The organism is Pseudomonas sp. TWR2-1-1 (assembly GCF_049897045.1).
In the GTDB taxonomy this organism is placed as follows: Bacteria; Pseudomonadota; Gammaproteobacteria; order Pseudomonadales; family Pseudomonadaceae; genus Aquipseudomonas; species Aquipseudomonas versuta.
Genome location: NZ_JAFCVM010000009.1, coordinates 25,268 through 45,744 on the forward strand (window position 1 = coordinate 25,268; position 20,477 = coordinate 45,744).

Annotated in this window: 13 protein-coding genes and 2 pseudogenes; 8 read left to right on the plus strand and 7 right to left on the minus strand. The window is 60.0% G+C overall.

Translation table 11 applies throughout. The annotated features are described in order from the left end of the window. Window positions 1-10 precede the first annotated feature (10 nt). The gene (locus tag ACP7BO_RS20500) at window positions 11-922 is read left to right on the plus strand and encodes an SMP-30/gluconolactonase/LRE family protein (RefSeq protein ID WP_426212391.1); all 912 of its coding nucleotides are present in this window, start codon (window positions 11-13) and stop codon (window positions 920-922) included. 109 nt (window positions 923-1,031) lie between these two features. Here ACP7BO_RS20500 and ACP7BO_RS20505 read toward each other — a convergent pair. Together ACP7BO_RS20505 and ACP7BO_RS20510 are read right to left on the minus strand one after the other, a co-directional pair. Continuing rightward, a pseudogene (locus ACP7BO_RS20505) lies at window positions 1,032-4,082 on the minus strand (RHS repeat-associated core domain-containing protein); the annotation flags it as partial. A gap of 276 nt (window positions 4,083-4,358) precedes the next feature. Continuing rightward, complete coding sequence (locus ACP7BO_RS20510) at window positions 4,359-4,805, minus strand: YqaA family protein (protein WP_426212393.1); 447 nt, start codon at window positions 4,803-4,805, stop codon at window positions 4,359-4,361. Between the two features lie 1,640 nt (window positions 4,806-6,445). On the opposite strand from ACP7BO_RS20510, the gene ACP7BO_RS20515 reads away from it, so the two are divergent. Both ACP7BO_RS20515 and ACP7BO_RS20520 read left to right on the plus strand, forming a co-directional pair. After that, window positions 6,446-7,657: a M24 family metallopeptidase gene (locus ACP7BO_RS20515; protein ID WP_426212395.1), complete on the plus strand. Its 1,212-nt coding sequence runs from the start codon at window positions 6,446-6,448 to the stop codon at window positions 7,655-7,657. Between the two features lie 378 nt (window positions 7,658-8,035). After that, complete coding sequence (locus ACP7BO_RS20520) at window positions 8,036-9,376, plus strand: MFS transporter (protein WP_426212397.1); 1,341 nt, start codon at window positions 8,036-8,038, stop codon at window positions 9,374-9,376. A 53-nt stretch (window positions 9,377-9,429) separates the two neighbouring features. Here ACP7BO_RS20520 and ACP7BO_RS20525 read toward each other — a convergent pair whose 3' ends face one another. Further along, entirely contained in the window at window positions 9,430-10,425 is a 996-nt protein-coding gene (locus tag ACP7BO_RS20525) for a GlxA family transcriptional regulator (RefSeq protein WP_426212399.1), read from the minus strand. Window positions 10,426-10,568: 143 nt separating this feature from the next. Then, the gene (tauA, locus tag ACP7BO_RS20530) at window positions 10,569-11,543 is read right to left on the minus strand and encodes a taurine ABC transporter substrate-binding protein (RefSeq protein ID WP_426212401.1); all 975 of its coding nucleotides are present in this window, start codon (window positions 11,541-11,543) and stop codon (window positions 10,569-10,571) included. A 270-nt stretch (window positions 11,544-11,813) separates the two neighbouring features. Here tauA and ACP7BO_RS20535 point away from each other — a divergent pair. Continuing rightward, a pseudogene (locus tag ACP7BO_RS20535) lies at window positions 11,814-12,719 on the plus strand (c-type cytochrome); the annotation flags it as partial. 167 nt (window positions 12,720-12,886) lie between these two features. Here the strand turns inward: ACP7BO_RS20535 and mrdA are convergent. Next, window positions 12,887-14,782: a penicillin-binding protein 2 gene (gene mrdA, locus ACP7BO_RS20540; RefSeq protein ID WP_060691865.1), complete on the minus strand. Its 1,896-nt coding sequence runs from the start codon at window positions 14,780-14,782 to the stop codon at window positions 12,887-12,889. Window positions 14,783-14,977: 195 nt separating this feature from the next. Between mrdA and ACP7BO_RS20545 the strand changes: the two genes are divergently transcribed. Further along, complete coding sequence (locus ACP7BO_RS20545) at window positions 14,978-15,901, plus strand: 1-aminocyclopropane-1-carboxylate deaminase/D-cysteine desulfhydrase (protein WP_426212403.1); 924 nt, start codon at window positions 14,978-14,980, stop codon at window positions 15,899-15,901. Window positions 15,902-16,017: 116 nt separating this feature from the next. On the opposite strand, the gene ACP7BO_RS20550 is transcribed toward ACP7BO_RS20545, so the two are convergent. Together ACP7BO_RS20550 and ACP7BO_RS20555 are read right to left on the minus strand one after the other, a co-directional pair. Further along, window positions 16,018-16,566, minus strand: coding sequence for a cytochrome b (locus tag ACP7BO_RS20550; protein ID WP_060691869.1), 549 nt, complete (start codon window positions 16,564-16,566; stop codon window positions 16,018-16,020). Between the two features lie 95 nt (window positions 16,567-16,661). Next, window positions 16,662-17,618, minus strand: a complete 957-nt coding sequence (locus ACP7BO_RS20555; RefSeq protein ID WP_426212405.1) for a DUF1853 family protein — start codon at window positions 17,616-17,618, stop codon at window positions 16,662-16,664. 104 nt (window positions 17,619-17,722) lie between these two features. Between ACP7BO_RS20555 and ACP7BO_RS20560 the strand changes: the two genes are divergently transcribed. The 3 genes from ACP7BO_RS20560 to ACP7BO_RS20570 are packed head-to-tail and all read left to right on the plus strand — an operon-like array spanning window position 17,723 to window position 20,453. Further along, window positions 17,723-18,613 carry an NAD(+) kinase gene (locus tag ACP7BO_RS20560; RefSeq protein ID WP_060691873.1) on the plus strand — a complete coding sequence of 297 codons (891 nt, stop codon included), beginning with the start codon at window positions 17,723-17,725 and terminating at the stop codon, window positions 18,611-18,613. Then, window positions 18,613-19,584: a metallophosphoesterase gene (locus tag ACP7BO_RS20565; RefSeq protein ID WP_397456537.1), complete on the plus strand. Its 972-nt coding sequence runs from the start codon at window positions 18,613-18,615 to the stop codon at window positions 19,582-19,584. The genes ACP7BO_RS20560 and ACP7BO_RS20565 overlap by 1 nt, the downstream gene beginning before the upstream one ends. Next, on the plus strand, window positions 19,581-20,453 hold the full coding sequence (locus ACP7BO_RS20570) for a rhomboid family intramembrane serine protease (RefSeq protein WP_426212408.1): 873 nt from the start codon (window positions 19,581-19,583) through the stop codon (window positions 20,451-20,453). Before ACP7BO_RS20565 ends, ACP7BO_RS20570 begins: the two co-directional genes overlap by 4 nt. Window positions 20,454-20,477: the final 24 nt, after the last annotated feature.

Genomic DNA, 20,477 nt, shown 5'->3' on the forward strand with positions numbered 1-20,477 from the left:
GGACAGAACCATGAATGATGATATCTACGAGTTTCACGACAAGCGTTTTCGCAGCCTGACCCTGCCCAACACCCAGCTTGAGCGCCTCTACGACAAGTGCCGCTGGGCAGAAGGCCCGGTGTGGTTCAACGACGGCGGCTACCTGTTGTGGAGTGACATCCCCAACGAGCGCATCCTGCGCTGGACCCCGGAGCAGGGGGTTTCGGTGTTTCGTCCGGCGTCCAATTTCGCCAATGGCAACACCCGCGACCTGCAGGGGCGGCTGGTGACCTGCCAGCACGGTACGCGCAGCGTCACCCGCACCGAACCGGATGGCAGCATCACCACCCTGGCTGATCAATATGAAGGCAAACGCCTGAACTCGCCCAACGACGTGGTAGTCCATCGCGATGGCAGTATCTGGTTCACCGACCCCACCTACGGCATCCTCAGCGATTATGAGGGCTATCAGGCCGAGCCCGAGCAGAGCGGGCGCAACGTGTTTCGCATCGACCCTGATACGTTGCACATCACCTGCGTTGCCGACGACTTCGAACAACCTAATGGCCTGGCCTTTTCGCCGGACGGCAAAACCCTGTACATCGCCGACTCAGCCCGTTCCCACGACCCGGATGCAGCCCACCACATCCGCGCCATGAGCGTTATCGACAACTGCCGGCTGGGGGAGTCGAGGGTGTTGACCCATATCGAACCGGGGATTCCTGACGGGCTTCGGGTTGATGTGCAGGGCAACATCTGGACCAGCGCGGGGGATGGCATTCAATGTTTTGATGCCAACGGGGTGATGTTGGGCAAGATCAAACTGCCGGAAACAGTGGCCAATCTGACCTTTGGCGGGCCACGGCGTAACCGGCTGTTCATTACGGCCAATACCTCGCTCTACATGATTCATGTGGCAGTGGCGGGGGCGCAGTTTCCCTGACGGAGTCAGCATGCTGGCGTTGCTGGTCAGGTGCAGTGCCTGTGTTGCAGGCGCTGCGGTTGTTGATGCCCCTGTGGGGTGTATTACACCTCCAGCCTTGCCTCAGCACGGGTTCATAGCGATAGCTGTTCAGCCCAGCGGCCAGTTTGAGCGGGTCGGGGCTCAGATAGCGCCCTGTGCTTGGGTTGTAGTAGCGATGGCGGTGGTAATGCAGCCCGCTTTCGTCGTCGTAATACTGGCCCTGAAAACGCAGGGGATTGCTGATGTCGGCGATGTCGAATGTGTGCACGTTGCCGTAAGCGCGATAGCAGGCCGACCAGACGATTATTGCGCACGGGTCGGTCAGCTCCAGGGGCGTGCCGAAAGGGTCTAGCTGATAGTGGAAAATTGAGCCGCCCGGGCCTTCGCCCTGGAGCAGGGCCAGAGGTTTACAGGTGCCTGGTTCATAGAGATAACTGCGGAAACTGGTACTTGCCGGTAAATCTTTTTGGCTGCTGCTTTCGCTGAGCAGGCACTCGCCCAGCCAGACAAACCGGGTGCTCCGGTCATCGACCTGTTTGGCGATGCGCCGGCCCAAAGCGTCATAGAGGTACTGGATTTCGCTGCCGTCAGGCAGGGTGATAGCCGTCAGCCGGTGCTGGCAGTCATAGCGGTAATGGCGCACCAGACGCTGACCTGCGCCGCGTCGCTCCTGGATCAGGTTGCCGTAGGCGTCGTACACGAAATGGCAGTCGCCCTGTATGAGCAGACGGTTGCCTTTGACATTGGCCGGGCTGCTGCGCCCCCTGCCGCTGGCGCTCTGGCGCAACAGGTTACCGGCCGGGTCATGCTCGAAACATTCTTCAGCCTTGCCCCTGACTGCGATCAGCCGCCCCTGGAGGTCGTAGCTGTAACTTTGCTGGCCATGACGGCTATCGCCAAGCAAGCGCAGATTGCCGCTGGCGTCGTATTGGTAATGGCGGCTGTAGAGCGGCCGGGTACCGAAGCCATGGTCGGGGCTGCGGGAGGTGATGGCATGCTCTTGCAATCGTCCTTGCTGGTCGTAGCGGTACTGGCTGTGCAGGTTGCCTTGCTGGCGGGCAATTTCGCGGCCGGCTTCGAATTGGTGTTCGCTGAGGCGTTCGCCATTGAGGTCAATGGCGCACAGGCCAGCGCCTTTTTGATAGTGATAGACCAGTTGGTTGCCGTCAGGCAGGTAGCAGGCGCTCAGTTGGCCAAGAGCATCATATTGATAGCGCAGGATGGCCGGGCCCTGATGCTCGGTGATCAGCCGGTCCTGCAGGTCGTATTCGTAAACCAGCGGCCATTTGCCGTCGGTCACCCGGGTCAGACGGCCCAGATTGTCGTAGGTGCAGGCGATCGTGCTGGCGTCGGGCAGGGTTTTGCGGAGCAGGCGTCCGGCGCTGTCACGCTGATAAAGGGTGATCAGTGGTTGTTGGTCAGGGTAATCCGCATCCGGGTATTCGATTTGCTCCAGCAGGCGGCCGTTGAGGTCGTAGCTGTAGCCAGTTTTGGTTCCGTCAAAGCCGACCTCCTGACGGACAAGGCCGCCGGGGTGGTAGTCGAGCAGGTAGTGTTCGTTACGTTCGTTTTCGATGCTGGTGAGCAACAGCAGACAATTGTCATAGCGGTAATTGAGCTGGCTGCCATCGGGGTTGATGCGGCTGCTGAGCAGGGGCAGGTTGTCGGCATATTCGTAACGGGTAATCTGCCCGCGTTCGTCCCGTTCGGCGATCACCTTGCCATAGGCGTTGTAGCTCCAGGCGCGGGTTTTGCCGCCGGGCAGGATCATTTGGCTCAGGCGTCCAAGGGCATCCCACTGGTAGCGGGTGATGGCGCCGTACTGATCCTGAGCGGTTGTTTTTAGACCCCGCAGGTCATAGCTGTAACGCTGTTGCGTGGCGTCGGGCAGGGTCTCGTCCAGTAGCTGGCCAAGGCGGTTCCAGGTGAGCCGGTGATAGCCACCGTCGGGTAGCACCCGGGCACTGATTTGCCCCCTGCAGGTGTAGCTCCAGGTCGTGACATTACCGTTGGGGTCGATTTGCCGGGTGATGTCGCCCCGGGCGTTGTGCTCGTATATCCAGCAGGCCAGGCCGCGTTGCACCTTGTGCAGGTGACCGTTCAAGTAGCTGTAAAACGTGGGTTCGTCGAGGGCCGGTATGACCGCCGAGAGTTGCCCGGCTTCGTTGTAGCGGTATCGGGTGAGGGTGCCCGCAGGGTCCTTTTCAGCAATCAGCCGGCCTTCCTCATCATGGGAGTAATGGTGTTCGGCACCGCCCGGTCCGGTGTGGCTGACGAGGCGGGCGTTGGCGTCATGGACCCAGGTGTGCTGGCTGCCATCCTGATGCCTGACCGTGACGGCGCCCCGGTCATCCCATTGGTAGTCCACATGCATCTGCCCGAAGTTGGTCGTGTGGTGGATGCAGCGCGAGTGTTTGCCTGCGTGTTGCCAGGTCCAGAAAGACACTGCGCCGCCGGCCAGTTGCCGCTCCTGAATCACATGCCAGGCGTCGTAGCGATACTGCTCGGTTTCTTGCAGTGCATTGCTGGCGCCGGTCAGTTGCCCGGCGTCGTTGTAGCCGTAAGTGACGAGCGTGTGCAGGGTGCACCAGCGATCGGCCCGCTGCTGACCCCGGGCATCGCCGGATTCATGACTGTCGTCATAGTGCTGGTAGTCCACTGCGCACAGCAAACCTTGCTGGTAGCGCAGCAACAGGGCGCGCCCGGCGCCGTTGTCGATGCGCTGCAGGCGTCCGAGGTGCCAGTCAATGTTCAGGCGATTGCCGTAGGCATCGCTGACGGCGGACAGTTTGAGGTCCTGAAAGTGAAAGAAACGACAGTGCTTTCCCGCCTGGGCGATGATCAGTTCACCGTCGGTGTTGCCCAGGTAGATGGTAGCGTTGACCTGCGCGCAGGTGATTGCCGGACGTTGCGCGCCGGGCCACACAAAGCGGGTCTGGCGATTCTCGCTATCGGTCCACAGCAGACCGTCGTCATCCCGTTGCAGGTGGTGGCACAGGCTGTGGCTCCAGCCAAATCCCAGATCACTGGCCGTGTCTACGAAACGGGTGCAATACAGGCGTGTCCATTCAAACGGCAGGGGCCCGTTGAGTGTGCCATCGCTCAGCCTGAGCCGTACTTCGCCGGTCACCATTGATACCCAAGGCCAGTTGCTCGGCTCCTGCTCGAAAGCACCGGGAGGGCGGTCAAAAGAAGGGGGTTGAGGAACCATGCCAAAACCTTCAGGGCTCAGGTTATAGCGAGGCTGGGGCAGTGAACGGTACATCCGCTTTTCCTTGCGCTGCGGTCGTCCTGACGCAATTGAGCATCAGGATTTTTCGGTTACGCAAGTGTGCAAGGCTGCGTTGAGTCTGGCTGCAGGCCGTGTCTCTGAGATTTTAGGAATTGAGCGAAAGTTATGTAGGCAATTGGTTTTTCAAGTGTGGGATGCCCAGCCCAGGGCCACTGCTGTCAGCACCAGATAACGGGCGCCTTTGGCCACTGTGACAATCAGCACAAAGCGCCATAGCGGTTCGCGCATGACGCCGGCGATCATGGTCAGTGGATCGCCAATGATCGGCACCCAGCTCAACAGCAATGACCAGCGGCCATAGCGCAGATAGAACTGTTGGGCCTTGTCGAGCTTTTGTTCACTTACCGGGAACCAGCGTTTGTGCCGAAAGTGTTCAACCGAGCGCCCCAGCAGCCAGTTCAGTATCGAGCCCAGAACATTGCCCAGGGTGGCCACGATCAGCAGGGTGGTTACCGCGTACTTGCCGGAAAGCAGCATGGCGACCAGTACCGCTTCAGATTGCATTGGCAGCAATGAAGCGGCACCGAAGGCGGCCAGAAACAGCCCTAGATAGCTGGTGATTTCAAACACTGGGGTGTCCACAGGTGATGGGGGGTACACACACTTGTTGCAGGAGCTTTTGTGAGGCTGCTGCGCCGCTGGGGTTTTAACATCATCCCTGAAGAGATACCGGGGTTTGTAGTGGGGTAGCAATATTTTGCAGCACATATGAGGCGGAATACGCCGCAGCTTTTTAGGAAGGGTCCTACAGCCATTGCCTCATACCTCGACAGCGACGGCACATCGCCAGACGAAGCCTTCGGCAACTGCTACGCAAAGCGGGTATCCCTGTAGCAGCTGTCGAGTGAAACGAGGCTGCGTCCGCGTGGTGCGGCACTCCGTGGAGGCTGTCGCGTGCTGAGGATTACGATTGCTGCGCAATCGGACGTAGACTTCGGCAACTGCGACGCAAAGCGGGTAGCCCTGTAGCAGCTGACGAGTGAAACGAGGCTGCGTCCGCGTGGTGCGGCACTCCGTGGAGGCTGTCGCGTGCTGAGGATTACGATTGCTGCGCAACCGGACGTAGCCTTCGGCAACTGCTACGAAAAGCGGGGGAGCTCCCGTAGCAGCTGACGAGTGAAACGAGGCTGCGTCCGCGTGGTGCGGCACTCCGTGGAGGCTGTCGCGTGCTGAGGATTACGATTGCTGCGCAATCGGACCTAGCCTTCGGCAACTGCTACGCAAAGCGGGTATCCCTGTAGCAGCTGACGAGTAAAACGAGGCTGCGTCCGCGTGGTGCGGCACTCCGGTGAGTCTGGTGTGTGCTGAGGATTACGATTGCTGCGCAATCGGACGTAGCCTTCGGCAACTGCTACAAGAAGCGGGTATCCCTGTAGCAGCTGACGAGTAAAACGAGGCTGCGTCCGCGTGGTGCGGCACTCCGGCGAGTCTGGTGTGTGCTGAGGATTACGATTGCTTCGCAATCGGACGTAGCCTTCGGCAACTGCTACGCAAAGCGGGTATCCCTGTAGCAGCTGACGAGTGAAACGAGGCTGCGATAAGGGCCGCAGGGCCTTCAGTTACGGGGCCTGCTGCGCAGTCCATCGCAGTCTCGTGCCTCGTCAGCGACTACATCCCTGCACCCGTAGGCTGCGTCTGCGTGGTGTGGCACTCCGGTGAGGCCGGTGTGTGCTGAGGATTACGATTGCTGCGCAACCGGACGTAGCCTTCGGCAACTGCTACGTAAAGCGGGTGTTCCTGTAGTCGCTGTCGAGGCACGAGGCTGCGATAAGGGCCGCAGGGCCTTCAGTTACGGGGCCTGCTGCGCAGTCCATCGCAGCCTCGTGCCTCGTCAGCGACTACATCCCTGCACCCGTAGGCTGCGTCTGGATGGTGTGGCACTCCGGAGAGGCCGGCGTGCACTGAGGATTACGATTGCTGCGCAATCGGACGTAGCCTTCGGCAACTGCTACGCAAAGCGAGTGTCCCTGTAGTCGCTGTCGAGGCACGAGGCTGCGATAAGGGCCGCAGGACCTTCAGTTGCGGGGCCTGCTCGTCAGCGACTACATCCCTTCCTCAAGCTACAGGCTGGGAGCGGTGGGGCTACAGCGGGTATGACCAACTACAGGTCGGATTCACACAAAAAAGTCAGCTTTTTATCTGTTCGAATGATCCTCAACGACCCGCCTGACGGCGGCTTCGAAGTTCGATCACAGACCAGGGTAACTGACATGCAAATGCCGAAAACCATTGAGATCAAGAACGGTGAGAAAGTCACTGCAACGTTCTCTGCCCAGGAATATGCCAATCGCCAGGCCAAGCTGCGCGCGTATATGGCGCAGAACAATATTGATGCGGCGGTGTTTACCTCGTATCACAACATCAATTATTACAGCGATTTCCTGTACTGCTCTTTCGGGAGGCATTACGCGCTGGTTGTGACCCAGGATGGTGCAGTCACCATCAGTGCCAACATCGATGGCGGCCAGCCATGGCGCCGGACCATGGGTACCCACAATATTGTGTATACCGACTGGCAGCGCGATAACTACTTTGTCGCGATCCAGCAGGCACTACCGAGTGCAGGGCGCATCGGTATCGAGTTTGATCATTTGAACTTGCTCAATCGCGACAAGCTCGCCAGCCGTTACCCGCAGGCCGAACTGGTGGATATTGCCGCACCGTGCATGCGTATGCGCATGATCAAATCAGCAGAAGAACACGCGATTATTCGTCATGGCGCACGAATTGCAGACATCGGCGGCGCTGCCGTTGTTGAAGCCTTGCGCGACCAGGTTCCGGAATACGAAGTGGCTCTGCATGCAACCCAGGCGATGGTGCGCGAAATTGCCCGCACCTTCCCGGACTCCGAGCTGATGGACACCTGGACCTGGTTCCAGTCGGGGATCAATACCGACGGCGCACACAACCCGGTGACCACGCGCAAGGTGAATAAGGGCGACATTCTGAGCCTCAATTGCTTCCCGATGATTGCCGGTTATTACACGGCTCTGGAGCGCACGCTGTTTCTGGATCACTGCTCTGACGAGCATCTGCGCTTGTGGGAGGTCAACGTCAAGGTGCATGAAGCCGGGTTAAAGCTGATCAAGCCGGGCATGCGTTGCTCGGATATTGCGCTGCAACTCAACGAGATATTCCTGGAGCACGACCTGCTGCAATACCGGACCTTCGGCTACGGCCACTCGTTTGGCACCCTGAGTCACTACTATGGCCGCGAGGCCGGGCTGGAGCTGCGTGAAGACATCGATACGGTGCTCGAACCGGGCATGGTGATCTCCATCGAGCCGATGATCATGATCCCTGAAGGGCGGCCGGGGGCGGGCGGCTATCGCGAGCACGATATTTTGATCGTCAATGAGCATGGCGGGGAAAACATCACCCGTTTCCCGTATGGCCCGGAGCACAACATCATCAAGAAATAGTTTTACGACGACTGCGCCAGCGACTACGAAGTGCGCACTTGTAGGCGCTGTCGAGCCATGCGAGGTCGCGATCGATTGCGTAGCGATCGCAAGTCCGGCGGATCGGGCTTGTCCGGTTTTACGACGGCTACGCCGCCGGACGCCGCCTGCGGCAGCTGCTACGAAGTACGTAGCTGTACAGGTGAGGCTGCGATCGTAAAACCGGTGAATCGCTTTAACGGTCGTTGCCAAGAACCCGCGCATGCGTGCCCAGACGCGCAGCGCTTGCTGACCCATTACCCCTGCCAAGAACAACACAATGAGGGTATTTGTCATGTCCCATGTCCCGGCTTTGCTGTCCGTTTTCCACGCCGCCACCTCTTGTTCGGGAGGTGCCCGATGAGTACTCCAGGTGCAATCCTCACCCTGACTGCAGCACAACACACTGAGCATCTGAGCGAGCGCAAGGCCCTGCGCCGCGCCGCAGTCGCAAGCTTTATGGGCAACTTTGTCGAGTGGTTTGACTACGCAGCCTATGGCTACCTGGCGACAGTGATTGCGCTGACGTTCTTTCCCCAGACCGATGCGGCAACCGGTTTGCTGGCTACCTTCGCGGTGTTCGCCCTGTCGTTTATCGTGCGCCCGATCGGTGGCCTGGTCTGGGGGCATTTCGGCGACAAGTACGGGCGCCGCAGCGCCTTGTCGTGGTCGATTCTGATCATGACCGTCTCGACCTTTTGTATCGGTATTCTGCCGGGCTACAACCATATCGGTCTGTGGGCCCCGGCCTTGTTGCTGCTGATTCGTCTGGTCCAGGGCTTTTCGGCTTCCGGTGAATATGCCGGGGCCTCGGCGTTTCTGGCGGAATATGCCCCCGACGGCAAGCGCGGGTTTTATACCAGCATCGTGCCGGCGAGCACGGCTGCCGGCCTTCTGTTCGGCGCGGTGTTCGTTGCCGTCATGCACAGCCTGATGACCGTCGAGAACCTGCATGACTGGGGCTGGCGCCTGCCGTTTTTACTGGCCGCACCCTTTGGTCTGGTGGGGCGTTATATCCGCATGAGTTTGCAGGATTCACCCAAATTCCTGGAGATGGAGCAACGGCTGGAGGCCAAGGAGTGCGCGACCCATGCGCCGATTCGTGAGCTGCTGACGGTTCACCGCCGGGCTGTGATGATCGGAATTGGTGTGACCTGCCTCAATGCCGTGGCCTTTTACCTGTTGCTCAGTTACATGCCCACCTACTTGTCGACGGAAATGGGCATGAGTGAAAGCGATTCATTTATCGCCTCGACCGTGTCCCTGGCGACCTATATCGGTCTGATCTTTTTGATGGGCAAGCTGTCCGACCGCTTTGGCCGCAAGACCATGCTGGTGACCGCATCGGTGCTGTTCCTGCTGCTGACGTTTCCGCTGTTCGGCATGCTCGGCAACCCGTCGCTGGTGGTGATTTTGATGATCCAGATTGCCTTCGGCGCCATCCTGGCGATGAACGACGGTACCTTGCCGTGCTTCCTGGCCGAGATATTCCCGACCCGGGTACGGTTCAGCGGTTTTGCCTTCAGTTTTAACGTGGCCAATGCCTTGTTTGGCGGCACCGCACCGTTTATTGCCACCTGGCTGATTCAACTGACCGGCAACAAGATGGCTCCGGCCTGGTATTTACTGGCGGCGGCCGGCGTGGCGCTGGTGGCGATGCTGGCCAGCCGGGAGACGGCGCACAAAGCTTTGCAGGACTGATACCCGGCCTCTACAGAAGCGGGCTTGCTGTCGTCAGCAAGCCCGTTTTGTGCTTAATGCACCGCCACCTGTTTGCGTTCGCCAATGGGTGAAACCCCGAATAGGCGGCTGTAGCACTTGGAAAAATGCGCCGCCGAGACAAACCCGCAGGCCAGGGCGATGTCGCGGACCTGGGATTCGCTGCGCAGCAACAGGCTGCGGGCCCGGGCCAGGCGCAGTTCGAGGTAGTACTGGCTTGGCGTACGCTGCAAGTGCTTGTGAAACAGGCGCTCCAGTTGGCGCACCGACACCTCGTTCAAGCGCGCCAGATCCTCAAGGCTCACCGGTTCTTCAAGGTTGGCTTCCATGATGGCGACTACCTGGCTGAGCTTGGGCTGCGAGGTGCCAAGCTTTTGCCGCAGCGGCACGCGCTGTTGCTCCTGGGCACCACGGGCGCGATCGCACAGCAGCAGTTCGGCGGCATGGGCTGCAATCTCCCGGCCGCCCGGTTCGCGGGCAATCAATTGCAGGGTCATGTCCATCGACGCCACGCCGCCCGAGCAGGTGTAGCGATCACGATCCAGTTCGAACAGCTGGTTGGAGATGATGATCCCCGGGAAGTGGTCCTTGAGGGTTTCAATGTCTTCCCAGTGGATGGTGCAGCGATAACCCTTGAGCAGACCCGCACGGGCCAGCCAGTAACTGCCGGTGCAAATGCCGCCCAGTACCACCTGCTCATGGGCCAGCTTGCGCAGCCAGTTGAGCACGGGCCGGCTGCTGAGGTGGGACACGATGGGGTTGGAACCGACTACCAGCAGAATATCCAGTTTCGGGGTGTCGCCAACGGCATGGTCGGGGAGGATGCGCATGCCGTTGCTGGCGATGACCGGGTCCAGGTTCGGGGCAATGATCACACTGCGAAACATCTCGCGCCGCGCCGCCATATTGGCCATGCGCAGGGTCTCGATGGCCGAGGCAAAACCGATGGTGGTGAAGTTTGGTATCACCAAAAAGCCCACGGTTTTCACTGTGGGCTGATTGATGGTTGATGCTGTTACTGGTGTAGCCATCCTCAGGTTCCTCCTTATGCTCCGGGACGCGTCTGGCGTCGGGGTTCACAGGGTTCATTACAGCCGGGGGGCGTTCAGCCCCGGGTATGAACCGTGCTTTGCAAGCGAAGGAAGCATTTGTTATGCCAGTGATTAACCGCTTGTTACTCAGGCAGATATTTATCGCTGACATAGCCTGAATAGTCCGGCAATACGCTTTCGATCTTGCCTTGCTCCTTCAGGAACAGGGCCGTCTGGGCGATGTCTTTGGCGGTGCCACCGCCCAGCAGTTGCGGGGATTTTTGCTCTGCGGTTGAAGGAAAGTGCGCGCCATGCAGCAGTTCAGGGATGTCGGCGGCATTGGCACCGGTGAGTGCGGCGATTTTCTGTACCTGATCCGAATCTGCAGTCCAGGCGGCCTGGTTAGCGTTGTAGTCGGCAATGGCATCCAGGCTGACTTTGGCGAACTTCTCCACGATTTCCGGGTGCTTTTCGGCAAAGTCCTTGCGCGCTACCCATACTTCAAAGGTGGGTGCGCCCCATTCGCTGACCTGGCCCGCGTCGGTCAGTATTTTCCCGGTTTTGCGGATCTCGCCCAGTGCAGGTGACCAGGTGAAGGCGCCGTCAATATCGCCGCGTTTCCAGGCTGCGGTAATTTGCGCCGGGCTGAGGTTCACCACTTTCACCTGTTGCGGGGTCAGGCCCCAGTGTTTCAACGCCCCCAGCAGGCTGTAGTGGGAGGTGGAGACAAACGGCGTGGCAATGGTTTTGCCGACCAGGTCTTGGGGCTCCTTGATCCCGCTGCCGTCGCGCACTACCAGGGCTTCTGAACCTTTGATTTGTGCAGTGACGATAAAGGTCACCAGCGGCACGTTGCGTGAGGCGCCAGCGGCCAGCGGGCTTGAGCCCAGATTACCGATTTGCAGGTCGCCGGAGGCCAGCGCGGCAACCACGGCTGGGCCCGAGTCGAAGCGTCGCCAGTCGATTTTCTGGCCAATGGCCTTGTCGTAGCGGCCTTCAGCCTGGGCCAGTTTGGTCGGGTCGATACCGGTGATATAGCCGATGGTCAGGTCGGCGGCTTGAGCGCCGAGGCTCAGGCCTGCGAGTGACAGGGCAACGAAAAGGGTGCGCAGGGACATGGGCCGGACCTTGTTGTAATGGACTGAAAGTGAGGTTCAAGTAAAGCGCCGGCGGTCCGGTGGGCTGAATCTAAGTGCTTTAAATAAAAGGGGAAAATACCGTTTTGGAACTAGCTTAGAGCGTTGGCTCACAGGGCCTGAAGGCCTGTGACTGAGCCGGGTCAAACACCGCGGGTTGAAAACCGGCTACAACTGAGTGTGAGGCGTTCGTAACAAAAAACAGCAGGGCCGAGGGGAGCTACCCAGGCCGTTGCCTTAAAGGAATAGCGCATGGTTTTTACCCTTCCACGTATAGCGCTCGCCGGCCTGACACTGTTGTGCACGGTTCAGGCCCAGGCCATCGAGTCGCTAACGGCAGCTGACGCCGATCCGCTGCATGAAAATGCCTTGATCGAACGGGGTCTGTATGTGGCCCGGCTTGGCGACTGCATTGCCTGTCATACCGCCAAAGGCGGGGCTGTGCTGGCGGGCGGGCTGGAACTGAAAACCCCGATGGGCACGATTTACTCCAGCAACATCACCCCAGATCGCGGCACCGGGATTGGCCAGTACAGCTTCGACGAATTTGACCTTGTCATGCGTCAAGGCATGACCCCTGACGGCAAGAGTCTTTACCCGGTCATGCCGTATCCGTCCTACGCAAAAATGAGCCAGGACGATATGCGTGCCCTGTACGCCTATCTGATGAGGGGTGTGACTGCGGTCAGGCAGGCGAACCTGGAAGCCGACATGCGTTTTCCGTTCAATCAGCGTTGGGGGCTGGCGCTGTGGAACCTGATGTTTGTCGATAGCCAGCCGTTCGTACCCGACCCCCAACGCAGCGAGCAGTTGAACCGCGGGGCCTATCTGGTACAGGGGCTGGGGCATTGTGGTTCGTGTCATACCCCGCGCGGGGCAGCTTTTCAGGAGAAGGCCATGAGCGATGCCGGCAGAAGCGGTAAATACTATCTGGCCGGGCAAACCGTTGAAGACTGGCGCGCCCTCAGCCTGCGCAACTTGTGGACCGTTGAAGACACCGTGCAATGGCTTAAAACCGGGAAAAACCGCTTTGCCACGGTATCGGGCAACATGGCCGAGGTGATTCATCAAAGTACCCGGCATTTCACTGACGCAGACCTCACGGCGATCGCCAGTTACCTGAAGTCGCTGCCTGCGGGCAAGGACGACTTGCCAATGCGCGGCACGGTCGTTTCCGGCGCTCGATGAGCGGCCAGCCGTTGCCTGTGCCGCTACTGAGCCCAGTGATTTCCTGTAGGAGCGAGCTTGCTCGCGATCTGTTTAAAAGCTCGCGAGCAAGCTCGCTCCTACAGCGGTTAATGACCGGTGAATGTGCGAAAAGTTAATCACACATGCGGGTTTGGATGGGGCTTGACCTGCGGGCTGGCATATTGCGGTTTGAGCACGCCCTGATTGTCGAGCAGCCAGGCGTCCATCACTTTGCGCACTACCGGGCCTGCTACGCGGCCACCGGCCTCGCCGTTTTCGATCATTACCGAGATCACAATCTGCGGGTCTTCGGCCGGGGCGAAGCCGACAAACAAGGCGTTGTCGCGATTGCGTTCCGCAGTTTTCAGGCGGTTGTAGCGCTCACCCTGCTTGATCGCCACCACTTGCGCGGTACCGCTTTTACCGGCAATCCGGTATTGCGCACCCTGGGCGGCCGCCCGGGCAATACCGCGCGGGTCGTGCATGACCAACTGCATCGCATGGTTGACCTGGTCCCAGCCCCTGGGGTCATGCAGCACGATATTGGCGATCGGGTGCTCATCAACAGGCGGCGTGCCGTCGATGGTTTTGGCCAGGTGCGGGCGGTTCCACACGCCTTTGTTGGCAATCAGCGCGGTGGCTTGTGCCAGTTGCAGGGGGGTGACCTGCATGTAGCCCTGGCCAATGCCCAGAATCACCGTTTCGCCGGGGAACCAGGCCTGGCGGCGGGTGCTGCGTTTCCATTCGCGGGACGGCATCAGGCCCGAGGATTCTTCAAACATGTCCAGTGAGACTTTCTGCCCCAGCCCGAACATCGCCATGTAGTCGTGCATGCGGTCGATGCCCAGTTTGGACGCCAGGTCATAAAAATAGGTGTCGTTGGAGCGCATGATCGCCGCGTTCAAATCCACCCAACCGTCGCCGCTGTGGTTCCAGTTGCGGTATTTGTGGTCGACGTTGGGCAGCTGGAAGTAGCCGGGGTCGAATACCCGGGTCGAGGCCGAGATCACGCCGCTGTCCAGACCGGCAATCGCGACCTCAGGCTTGATGGTCGAACCCGGTGCATACAGGCCGCGCAGGGCCCGGTTGAACAGCGGCTTGTCGACTGAATCGCGCAACCCCGAGTAATCCTTGGAGCTGATGCCGGTGACGAACAAGTTGGGGTCGAAGCTGGGTCTGCTGACCATCGCCAGCACTTCCCCGGTTTTCGGGTCCAGGGCGATGATTGAGCCGCGCCGGTCACCCAGGGCTTCCTCGGCGGCTTCCTGCAGCTTGATGTCCAGGCTCAGCACAATGTTCTTGCCGGCCACCGCGTCGGTGTGGCGCAGCACCCGCATCACGCGGCCCTGAGCATTGGTCTCGACTTCTTCAAAGCCAACCTTGCCGTGCAGTTCAGGCTCGTAGAAGCGCTCGATACCGGTTTTACCGATTGATTGCGTGCCCCGGTACTGGGTGGGGTCCAGCTGTTTGGCTTCTTTTTCGTTGATTCGCCCGACGTATCCCACCGAGTGGGCAAAATGGTCGCCCTGGGGGTAATGGCGCACGAACTGGGCTTCGACATCGATGCCTGGCAGCCGGAACTGATTGACCGCCAGCAGGGCGATCTGTTCTTCGCTCAATTCATACAGCAGGGTCGAAGGGTCAAACGGGTGGCGAGCCTGCTTCATTGATTTGGCGAAGACCGCGCGGTCTTCTTCCGGCAAATGCAGGATGCTCATGACCGAGTCCAGCACTTTGGCGGTATCGCCGGCACGTTCGCGGGTGATGGTCATGTTGAAACTAGGCTGGTTGTCGGCCAGCAGCACGCCGTTGCGGTCGTAGATAAAGCCGCGTTCCGGGGGGATTGGCAGCACGTGCACCCGGTTGTTCTCGGACACCGTCGAGTTGTAGTCAAATTCGGTGACCTGCAAAAAGTACATTCGGCCGATCAGGGTGCAACTGACCGTCAGCACCAGCAGGGCGCAGGCGATCAGGCGTTTATTGACCAGACGCTTCTCGGTTTCGTGATCTTTAAGAGGGATCGGCTCGGGCATTTCTGGGGCGTCTCACGTCAGTAAACACAAAGCAGCGGCCAGCGGGTCGTTAGCTGGCTACGAAAGTCGGCGCACACCTTACCAAGAAGCCGGGTGTCGAGTCGGTTTATTGGTCGACTGGCATGCGAAAACCGACAGGCTGCTCGGGGAATCAGGTGCTGTAAACTGGCTTCCTTTTGCATGGAATCTGCATTGATGCTGCCCTTGATTGACTGGCACCCCCGAGCCACGTTGCAGCCTGTGGACTTTGACTGGCTGCAGCGGGCCGGGGTCGAGGTGGCGGTGCTGCGTCTGGACCGGATTGATCCGCTGATCAGCGGCAACAAGTGGTTCAAGCTCACCGGGTATCTGCAGGCGGCGCACGCTGTAGGGGCCCACGGCCTGATCAGTCTGGGCGGTGCCCACTCCAACCATCTGCATGCCCTGGCGGCAGCAGGCAAGCGCTTTGGTTTCGCGACGGTGGGCCTGTTGCGCGGGCATCCCCAGCAAACCCCGACCACCCTCGATCTTGAGCGCTTTGGCATGCAGTTGCACTGGCTGGGGTTTGCCGGGTACCGGGCGCGGCATGCCGCGGGTTTCTGGGAGCCCTGGCAGGCGCAGTATCCGCTGCTGCATAACGTGCCCGAAGGCGGCGGGGGGCTGGCGGGTGCAGCGGGCTGCATGCCACTGGTGACGCAGGTGCGCGAGCAGTTGAATGCCCTGGGTTGGGACGATTATGACGGTTGGTGGCTGGCTGCAGGCACGGGCACTACGCTGGCCGGGCTGGTACTGGGCGAAGACCCGCAGCGAACGGTTTATGGCGCACTGGCGGTGCCGGATGACCATGGCGTGGCGCCGCAGGTAGAGCAGATTTTGTTGCCGGCCGGCCGGGTGCAGCGCAATTTTGAACTGATAGATGCCAGTCGCGGTGGTTTTGCCAAAGTCGATGAGGGGTTGCTGGACTTTATCCGCGACAGCGAAGCGGCCAGCGCTTTACCGCTGGAGCCGTTGTACACCGGCAAGGCGCTGATGGCGCTCAAGCAGGCAGTGGAGGCGGGGCGTTTTACCCCAGGTCAGCGATTGGTGTTTGTGCACACCGGCGGCTTGCAAGGCCGCCGGGGGTTTGAAGCCCGGCTGTAGGCACGAACCGGTCTGGTGCCGGACCATTACTGTAGGAGCGAGCTTGCTCGCGAGCTCTTCAATGACGAAGAGCTCGCGAGCAAGCTCGCTCCTACAGTTCACAGTTCACAGCTGGTTTAGCCGCGGCGGGGCAGCATGCGCAACAGGGTGTTGTCCTTGATCAGGTAGTGGTGCGCCAGGCCCGCCAAGGCGTGCAAACCTATCAGCCAGTAACCGATGGTGCCGCCCAGTTCATGCCACTCCTTGATTTGCTTGGCGAAGTCCACGTCCTTGGCGGTCAGCGGTGGCAGGTCGAAACCATAGAAAAACACCGATTTGCCGTTGTTGCTCAAGATCAGATAACCCAGTACCGGCATGGCGATCATGAACAGGTACAGCGCCCAGTGCATCAGGGTGGCGAGGGCTGTTTGCCAGGCCGGCGGCGTCGGGGTGATTTTCGGTGCAACACCCAGGGTTCGGGCCAGCAACCGCAGCCACACCAGCACAAATACCGTGAGGCCGAGCATGAAGTGCGCGTCTTTCATCAGATTGCGGCCATCGCTGTCTTTGGGGAATATCCCGCGAAACTCGATGGCGGCATAAATCAGTACAAACAACAGCACCATGAGCCAGTGCAGGGCGATGGACATTCGACTGTAGTGATCGGCGGTGCTTTTCCAGGACATGGTGTTTCCTCACAGTTCAGGTCTTAAACCTCCGTTCTAGTTCGACGGAGTGGCTTTACTTTAAACGGGTTGTGCCAGCTTGCACTTGTGATGTGTCAGTTTTCCGGGGTTCCCGGCAAATTTGGCCAAAGATCGGCCACCAGAAACAGCCGTTCGGCTTCTTCCCAGTCGCCCCGGGCGTTTTCTGTCAGGCGTACCATCAGTTGGGCAGGGGCTTGCGGGTGCAGTTCTTCAAGCCAGACCTGCAGCTGTTGTGCGCTCCATAACCCTTGCGGGTCATAGTGCGCCGGGGCAAGCCAGGCATGCCGGGGCAACGGTTGCCAGCAACCGAGTGCGCTTTGCCGGATAAAAGCAGGCCAGTCACTTTGATGCAGCCATTTGCCGCGCAAGTGCTGCGGGTTGGCACCGGCCGGTGATTGCGACAGACCGGGCCACGGATAGAGCAGGTAGCCGCCCAGCCACATGTGGGCGCTGAAGGTCTGTACATCCAGCCCGGCGAGAATCTCGCGGCTTTCAGGGCGCTGCGACATGGGCAGCTGGTGCTGGCTGAAATGCTTGAGCTTGCGGTCCAGCCGGTCATTGCTGCCGGGGCCCAGCCACTGCGCAGGGTCGCTGCCATCACCTTGCTGCGGGCCCAGGTAGAGCTTGATCGCCAGCTCCAGGTGATGCACGCCCTCGCGATCACGCAGCACCATGTCCAGTTCGCCCAGGGTGTGCCCGCCCAGGCGGATCGGCAGGTTGGCGGCGATCAGTTCGACCCCGGGTGCATGCTCCACGGCAAACTGCCAGAGCCGTTCGTAATAACGGCCCAGGCGCCGGGTGGTAGCCAGGGCCAGCCACTGCTGCAAGGGTTCGCTGTTGCTGTCTAGTGCCCGTAGCCAGTGTTCCAGTTGTTCAGGGGCCTGGACCCAGTCACTGCCGGCAAGGGGATGACGCTGCGGCCAGGGTGTCTGTTCGAGCATGGGCGGGGCGAGAATCACCCACGCCAGATCACGCACCTCGGGGTGACGCAATTGACGGGGCAGGTTGAGCAGGTCGGGGAAGAGGATCATTGTGCGAGCATAGCTGTTTGCACACCGACTGAAAGGGTTTTGTCTATCGTCCCGTTTCGCCCATAATCGCTGTTTTCGCACGCCTAGAACCTTGCAGGAGCCTCATGGAGCAATTTCGTAATATCGGCATCATTGGTCGTTTGGGCAGTTCACAGGTGCTCGATACGGTTCGCCGACTGAAAAAATTCCTGCTTGAGCGGCACATGCATGTGATCCTCGAAGACACCATTGGCGAGGTTTTACCTGGCCATGGCCTGCAAACCTCATCGCGCAAGATGCTCGGTGAAGTCTGCGACATGGTGATTGTGGTCGGTGGCGATGGCAGTTTGCTGGGCGCGGCCCGGGCCCTGGCGCGGCACAATGTACCGGTGCTGGGGATCAACCGTGGCAGCCTGGGCTTTCTGACCGACATCCGTCCCGATGAACTGGAAGTCAAGGTCGCCGAAGTGCTGGATGGCCACTATCTGGTGGAAAACCGCTTTCTGCTGCAGGCCGAAGTACGCCGCCACGGCGAAGCCATTGGCCAGGGCGATGCCCTGAACGACGTGGTGCTGCACCCCGGCAAGTCAACGCGCATGATCGAGTTCGAACTGCATATCGACGGTCAGTTCGTGTGCAGCCAGAAGGCCGACGGCCTGATTGTGGCCACTCCCACCGGCTCGACCGCCTACGCCATGTCGGCCGGCGGCCCGATCATGCATCCCAAGCTGGACGCCATCGTCATTGTGCCGATGTACCCGCACACACTCAGCAGCCGCCCGATCGTGGTGGATGGCAACAGCGAACTGAAAATCGTGGTGGCCAAGGACATGCAGATCTACCCGCAAGTGTCTTGCGACGGTCAGAACCATTTCACCTGCGCGCCGGGTGACACCATTACCGTCAGTAAAAAAGCGCAGAAGCTGCGCCTGATCCATCCGCTGGACCACAACTACTACGAAGTGTGCAGGACCAAACTCGGCTGGGGCAGCCGTTTGGGCGGCAGGGCTGACTGATGCTAGATCCTGCGCGCAGTTACGATTTGATCGGTGACGTGCATGGCTGTGCTCATACCCTTGAGCACCTGCTGGAACGTCTGGGCTATCGCAAACTCGCCGGTATCTGGCGACACCCGCAACGGATGGCGGTGTTTCTCGGTGACATCATTGACCGCGGCCCGCGCATTCGCGAGTCGCTGCATATTGTGTATGACATGGTCCAGGCCGGTCAGGCGCTGTGCCTGATGGGCAACCATGAATTCAACGCGCTGGGCTGGTGCACCCCGGCTCCTGCGGGCAGTGGCAAGCAGCATGTGCGTGAGCACACCCCGCGCCATGCCCGGTTGATCCACGAAACCCTCGAACAGTTTGCCCCGTATCCAGACGAATGGCGCGAGTTCGTGCAGTGGTTTTACGACATGCCGCTGTTTGTCGACGCCGGGCGCTTTCGGGTGGTGCATGCCTGTTGGGATGCGCAGGTAATCGCAACCTTGCGCGCACAATATCCCGATGGCTGCATTGACGAGCACTTCCTGCAGGCCGCAGCCATACCTGAAAGCTTCGCCAACATGAGCTTCAACCGATTGCTGCGCGGTACCGACATGCGCTTGCCGGACGGCATGACGCTGACGGGCGGCGATGGCCTGACGCGGGCGTTCTTTCGCACCAAATTCTGGGAAGACGACCCCAAGACCTACGGCGATATTGTGTTTCAGCCTGACGCACTGCCCGAGGGCGTGGCGCAAAAGCCACTGTCCAGCACTGAAAAGGGAACGTTGTTGCGTTACCCCGGCCATGAACCGCTGTTGTTTGTCGGTCATTACTGGCGCAGTGGTAAACCCGCTCCTATCCGCCCCAACCTGGCCTGCCTGGATTACAGCGCGGTGCTGTACGGCAAGCTGGTGGCTTATCGCCTTGACCAGGAAACCCGACTCGATCCAAACAAGTTCGTGTGGGTAGATGTAGAACGCCCGGAGGCGATTCAATGAGTGCTGTTGCTGTTTTACGTTTGCCGCTGTCCACCGACCTCAGCGGTTTTGTTCATTTGCTCAAACGCATGCAGGTGCCCCACCGGGTCAGCGAAGAGGCGGGCGAGCTGGTGCTGTGGGCACCCGAAACCATTGCCGATGATGTGCGCAGCCTGTATCAGCGCTTTCCGGCGGGTGACCCCGAGCATGAACTGCCCATTGTCGAGCGCCCGCCCGCCATGGCCCGCCCGGGGTTCGTCCAGCAAGTGCGCGACAGCCCGGCCACGGCCATCGTTCTATTGCTGTGCCTGATCGTGGCCGCTGTCACGCAACTGGGCGACAACCTGTCGACCTTGAGTGCGCTGACTTTTGTCGATTTCAGCATTCACGGGCAGTACATCCAGTTCACACCTTTGTCGGATAGCCTGGCAGCGGGGCAGTGGTGGAGATTGTTCACGCCGATGCTGATCCACTTCGGTTTCCTGCACATTGCCATGAACGGCATGTGGTACTGGGAGCTGGGGCGCCGGATTGAAATGCGCCAGGGCAGCATCAACCTGATCGGCCTGAGCCTGTTGTTCAGCCTGGTCTCCAACTTCGCCCAATACCTGTTTGGTGGCCCGAGCCTGTTTGGCGGGTTGTCCGGGGTGTTGTACGGCCTGTTGGGGCATATCTGGATTTACCAGTTGATGGCGCCCAACCCGATGTACCACCTGCCGCGCGGGGTGCTGGTAATGATGCTGGTGTGGCTGGCGCTGTGCATGTCCGGGCTGGTGTCGATGATAGGTTTTGGCCAGATCGCCAACGCAGCCCATGTCGGCGGCCTGTTGATCGGCTGCCTGACCGGTTTGCTGGGCGGCCTCTGGGCCCGGCGTAAACAGGCAGCATAAAACACGGCAACCTTGTGGGAGCTG

What these genes read in the sequence shown, in the direction of transcription:
- ACP7BO_RS20500 (WP_426212391.1), top strand. Translation starts at nt 11, where the DNA reads ATGAATGATGATATCTACGAGTTTCACGACAAGCGTTTTCGCAGCCTG.
- ACP7BO_RS20515 (WP_426212395.1), top strand. Translation starts at nt 6,446, where the DNA reads ATGCAAATGCCGAAAACCATTGAGATCAAGAACGGTGAGAAAGTCACT.
- ACP7BO_RS20520 (WP_426212397.1), top strand. Translation starts at nt 8,036, where the DNA reads ATGAGTACTCCAGGTGCAATCCTCACCCTGACTGCAGCACAACACACT.
- ACP7BO_RS20525 (WP_426212399.1), bottom strand. Translation starts at nt 10,425, where the DNA reads ATGGCTACACCAGTAACAGCATCAACCATCAATCAGCCCACAGTGAAA.
- tauA (WP_426212401.1), bottom strand. Translation starts at nt 11,543, where the DNA reads ATGTCCCTGCGCACCCTTTTCGTTGCCCTGTCACTCGCAGGCCTGAGC.
- mrdA (WP_060691865.1), bottom strand. Translation starts at nt 14,782, where the DNA reads ATGCCCGAGCCGATCCCTCTTAAAGATCACGAAACCGAGAAGCGTCTG.
- ACP7BO_RS20545 (WP_426212403.1), top strand. Translation starts at nt 14,978, where the DNA reads ATGCTGCCCTTGATTGACTGGCACCCCCGAGCCACGTTGCAGCCTGTG.
- ACP7BO_RS20550 (WP_060691869.1), bottom strand. Translation starts at nt 16,566, where the DNA reads ATGTCCTGGAAAAGCACCGCCGATCACTACAGTCGAATGTCCATCGCC.
- ACP7BO_RS20555 (WP_426212405.1), bottom strand. Translation starts at nt 17,618, where the DNA reads ATGATCCTCTTCCCCGACCTGCTCAACCTGCCCCGTCAATTGCGTCAC.
- ACP7BO_RS20560 (WP_060691873.1), top strand. Translation starts at nt 17,723, where the DNA reads ATGGAGCAATTTCGTAATATCGGCATCATTGGTCGTTTGGGCAGTTCA.
- ACP7BO_RS20565 (WP_397456537.1), top strand. Translation starts at nt 18,613, where the DNA reads ATGCTAGATCCTGCGCGCAGTTACGATTTGATCGGTGACGTGCATGGC.
- ACP7BO_RS20570 (WP_426212408.1), top strand. Translation starts at nt 19,581, where the DNA reads ATGAGTGCTGTTGCTGTTTTACGTTTGCCGCTGTCCACCGACCTCAGC.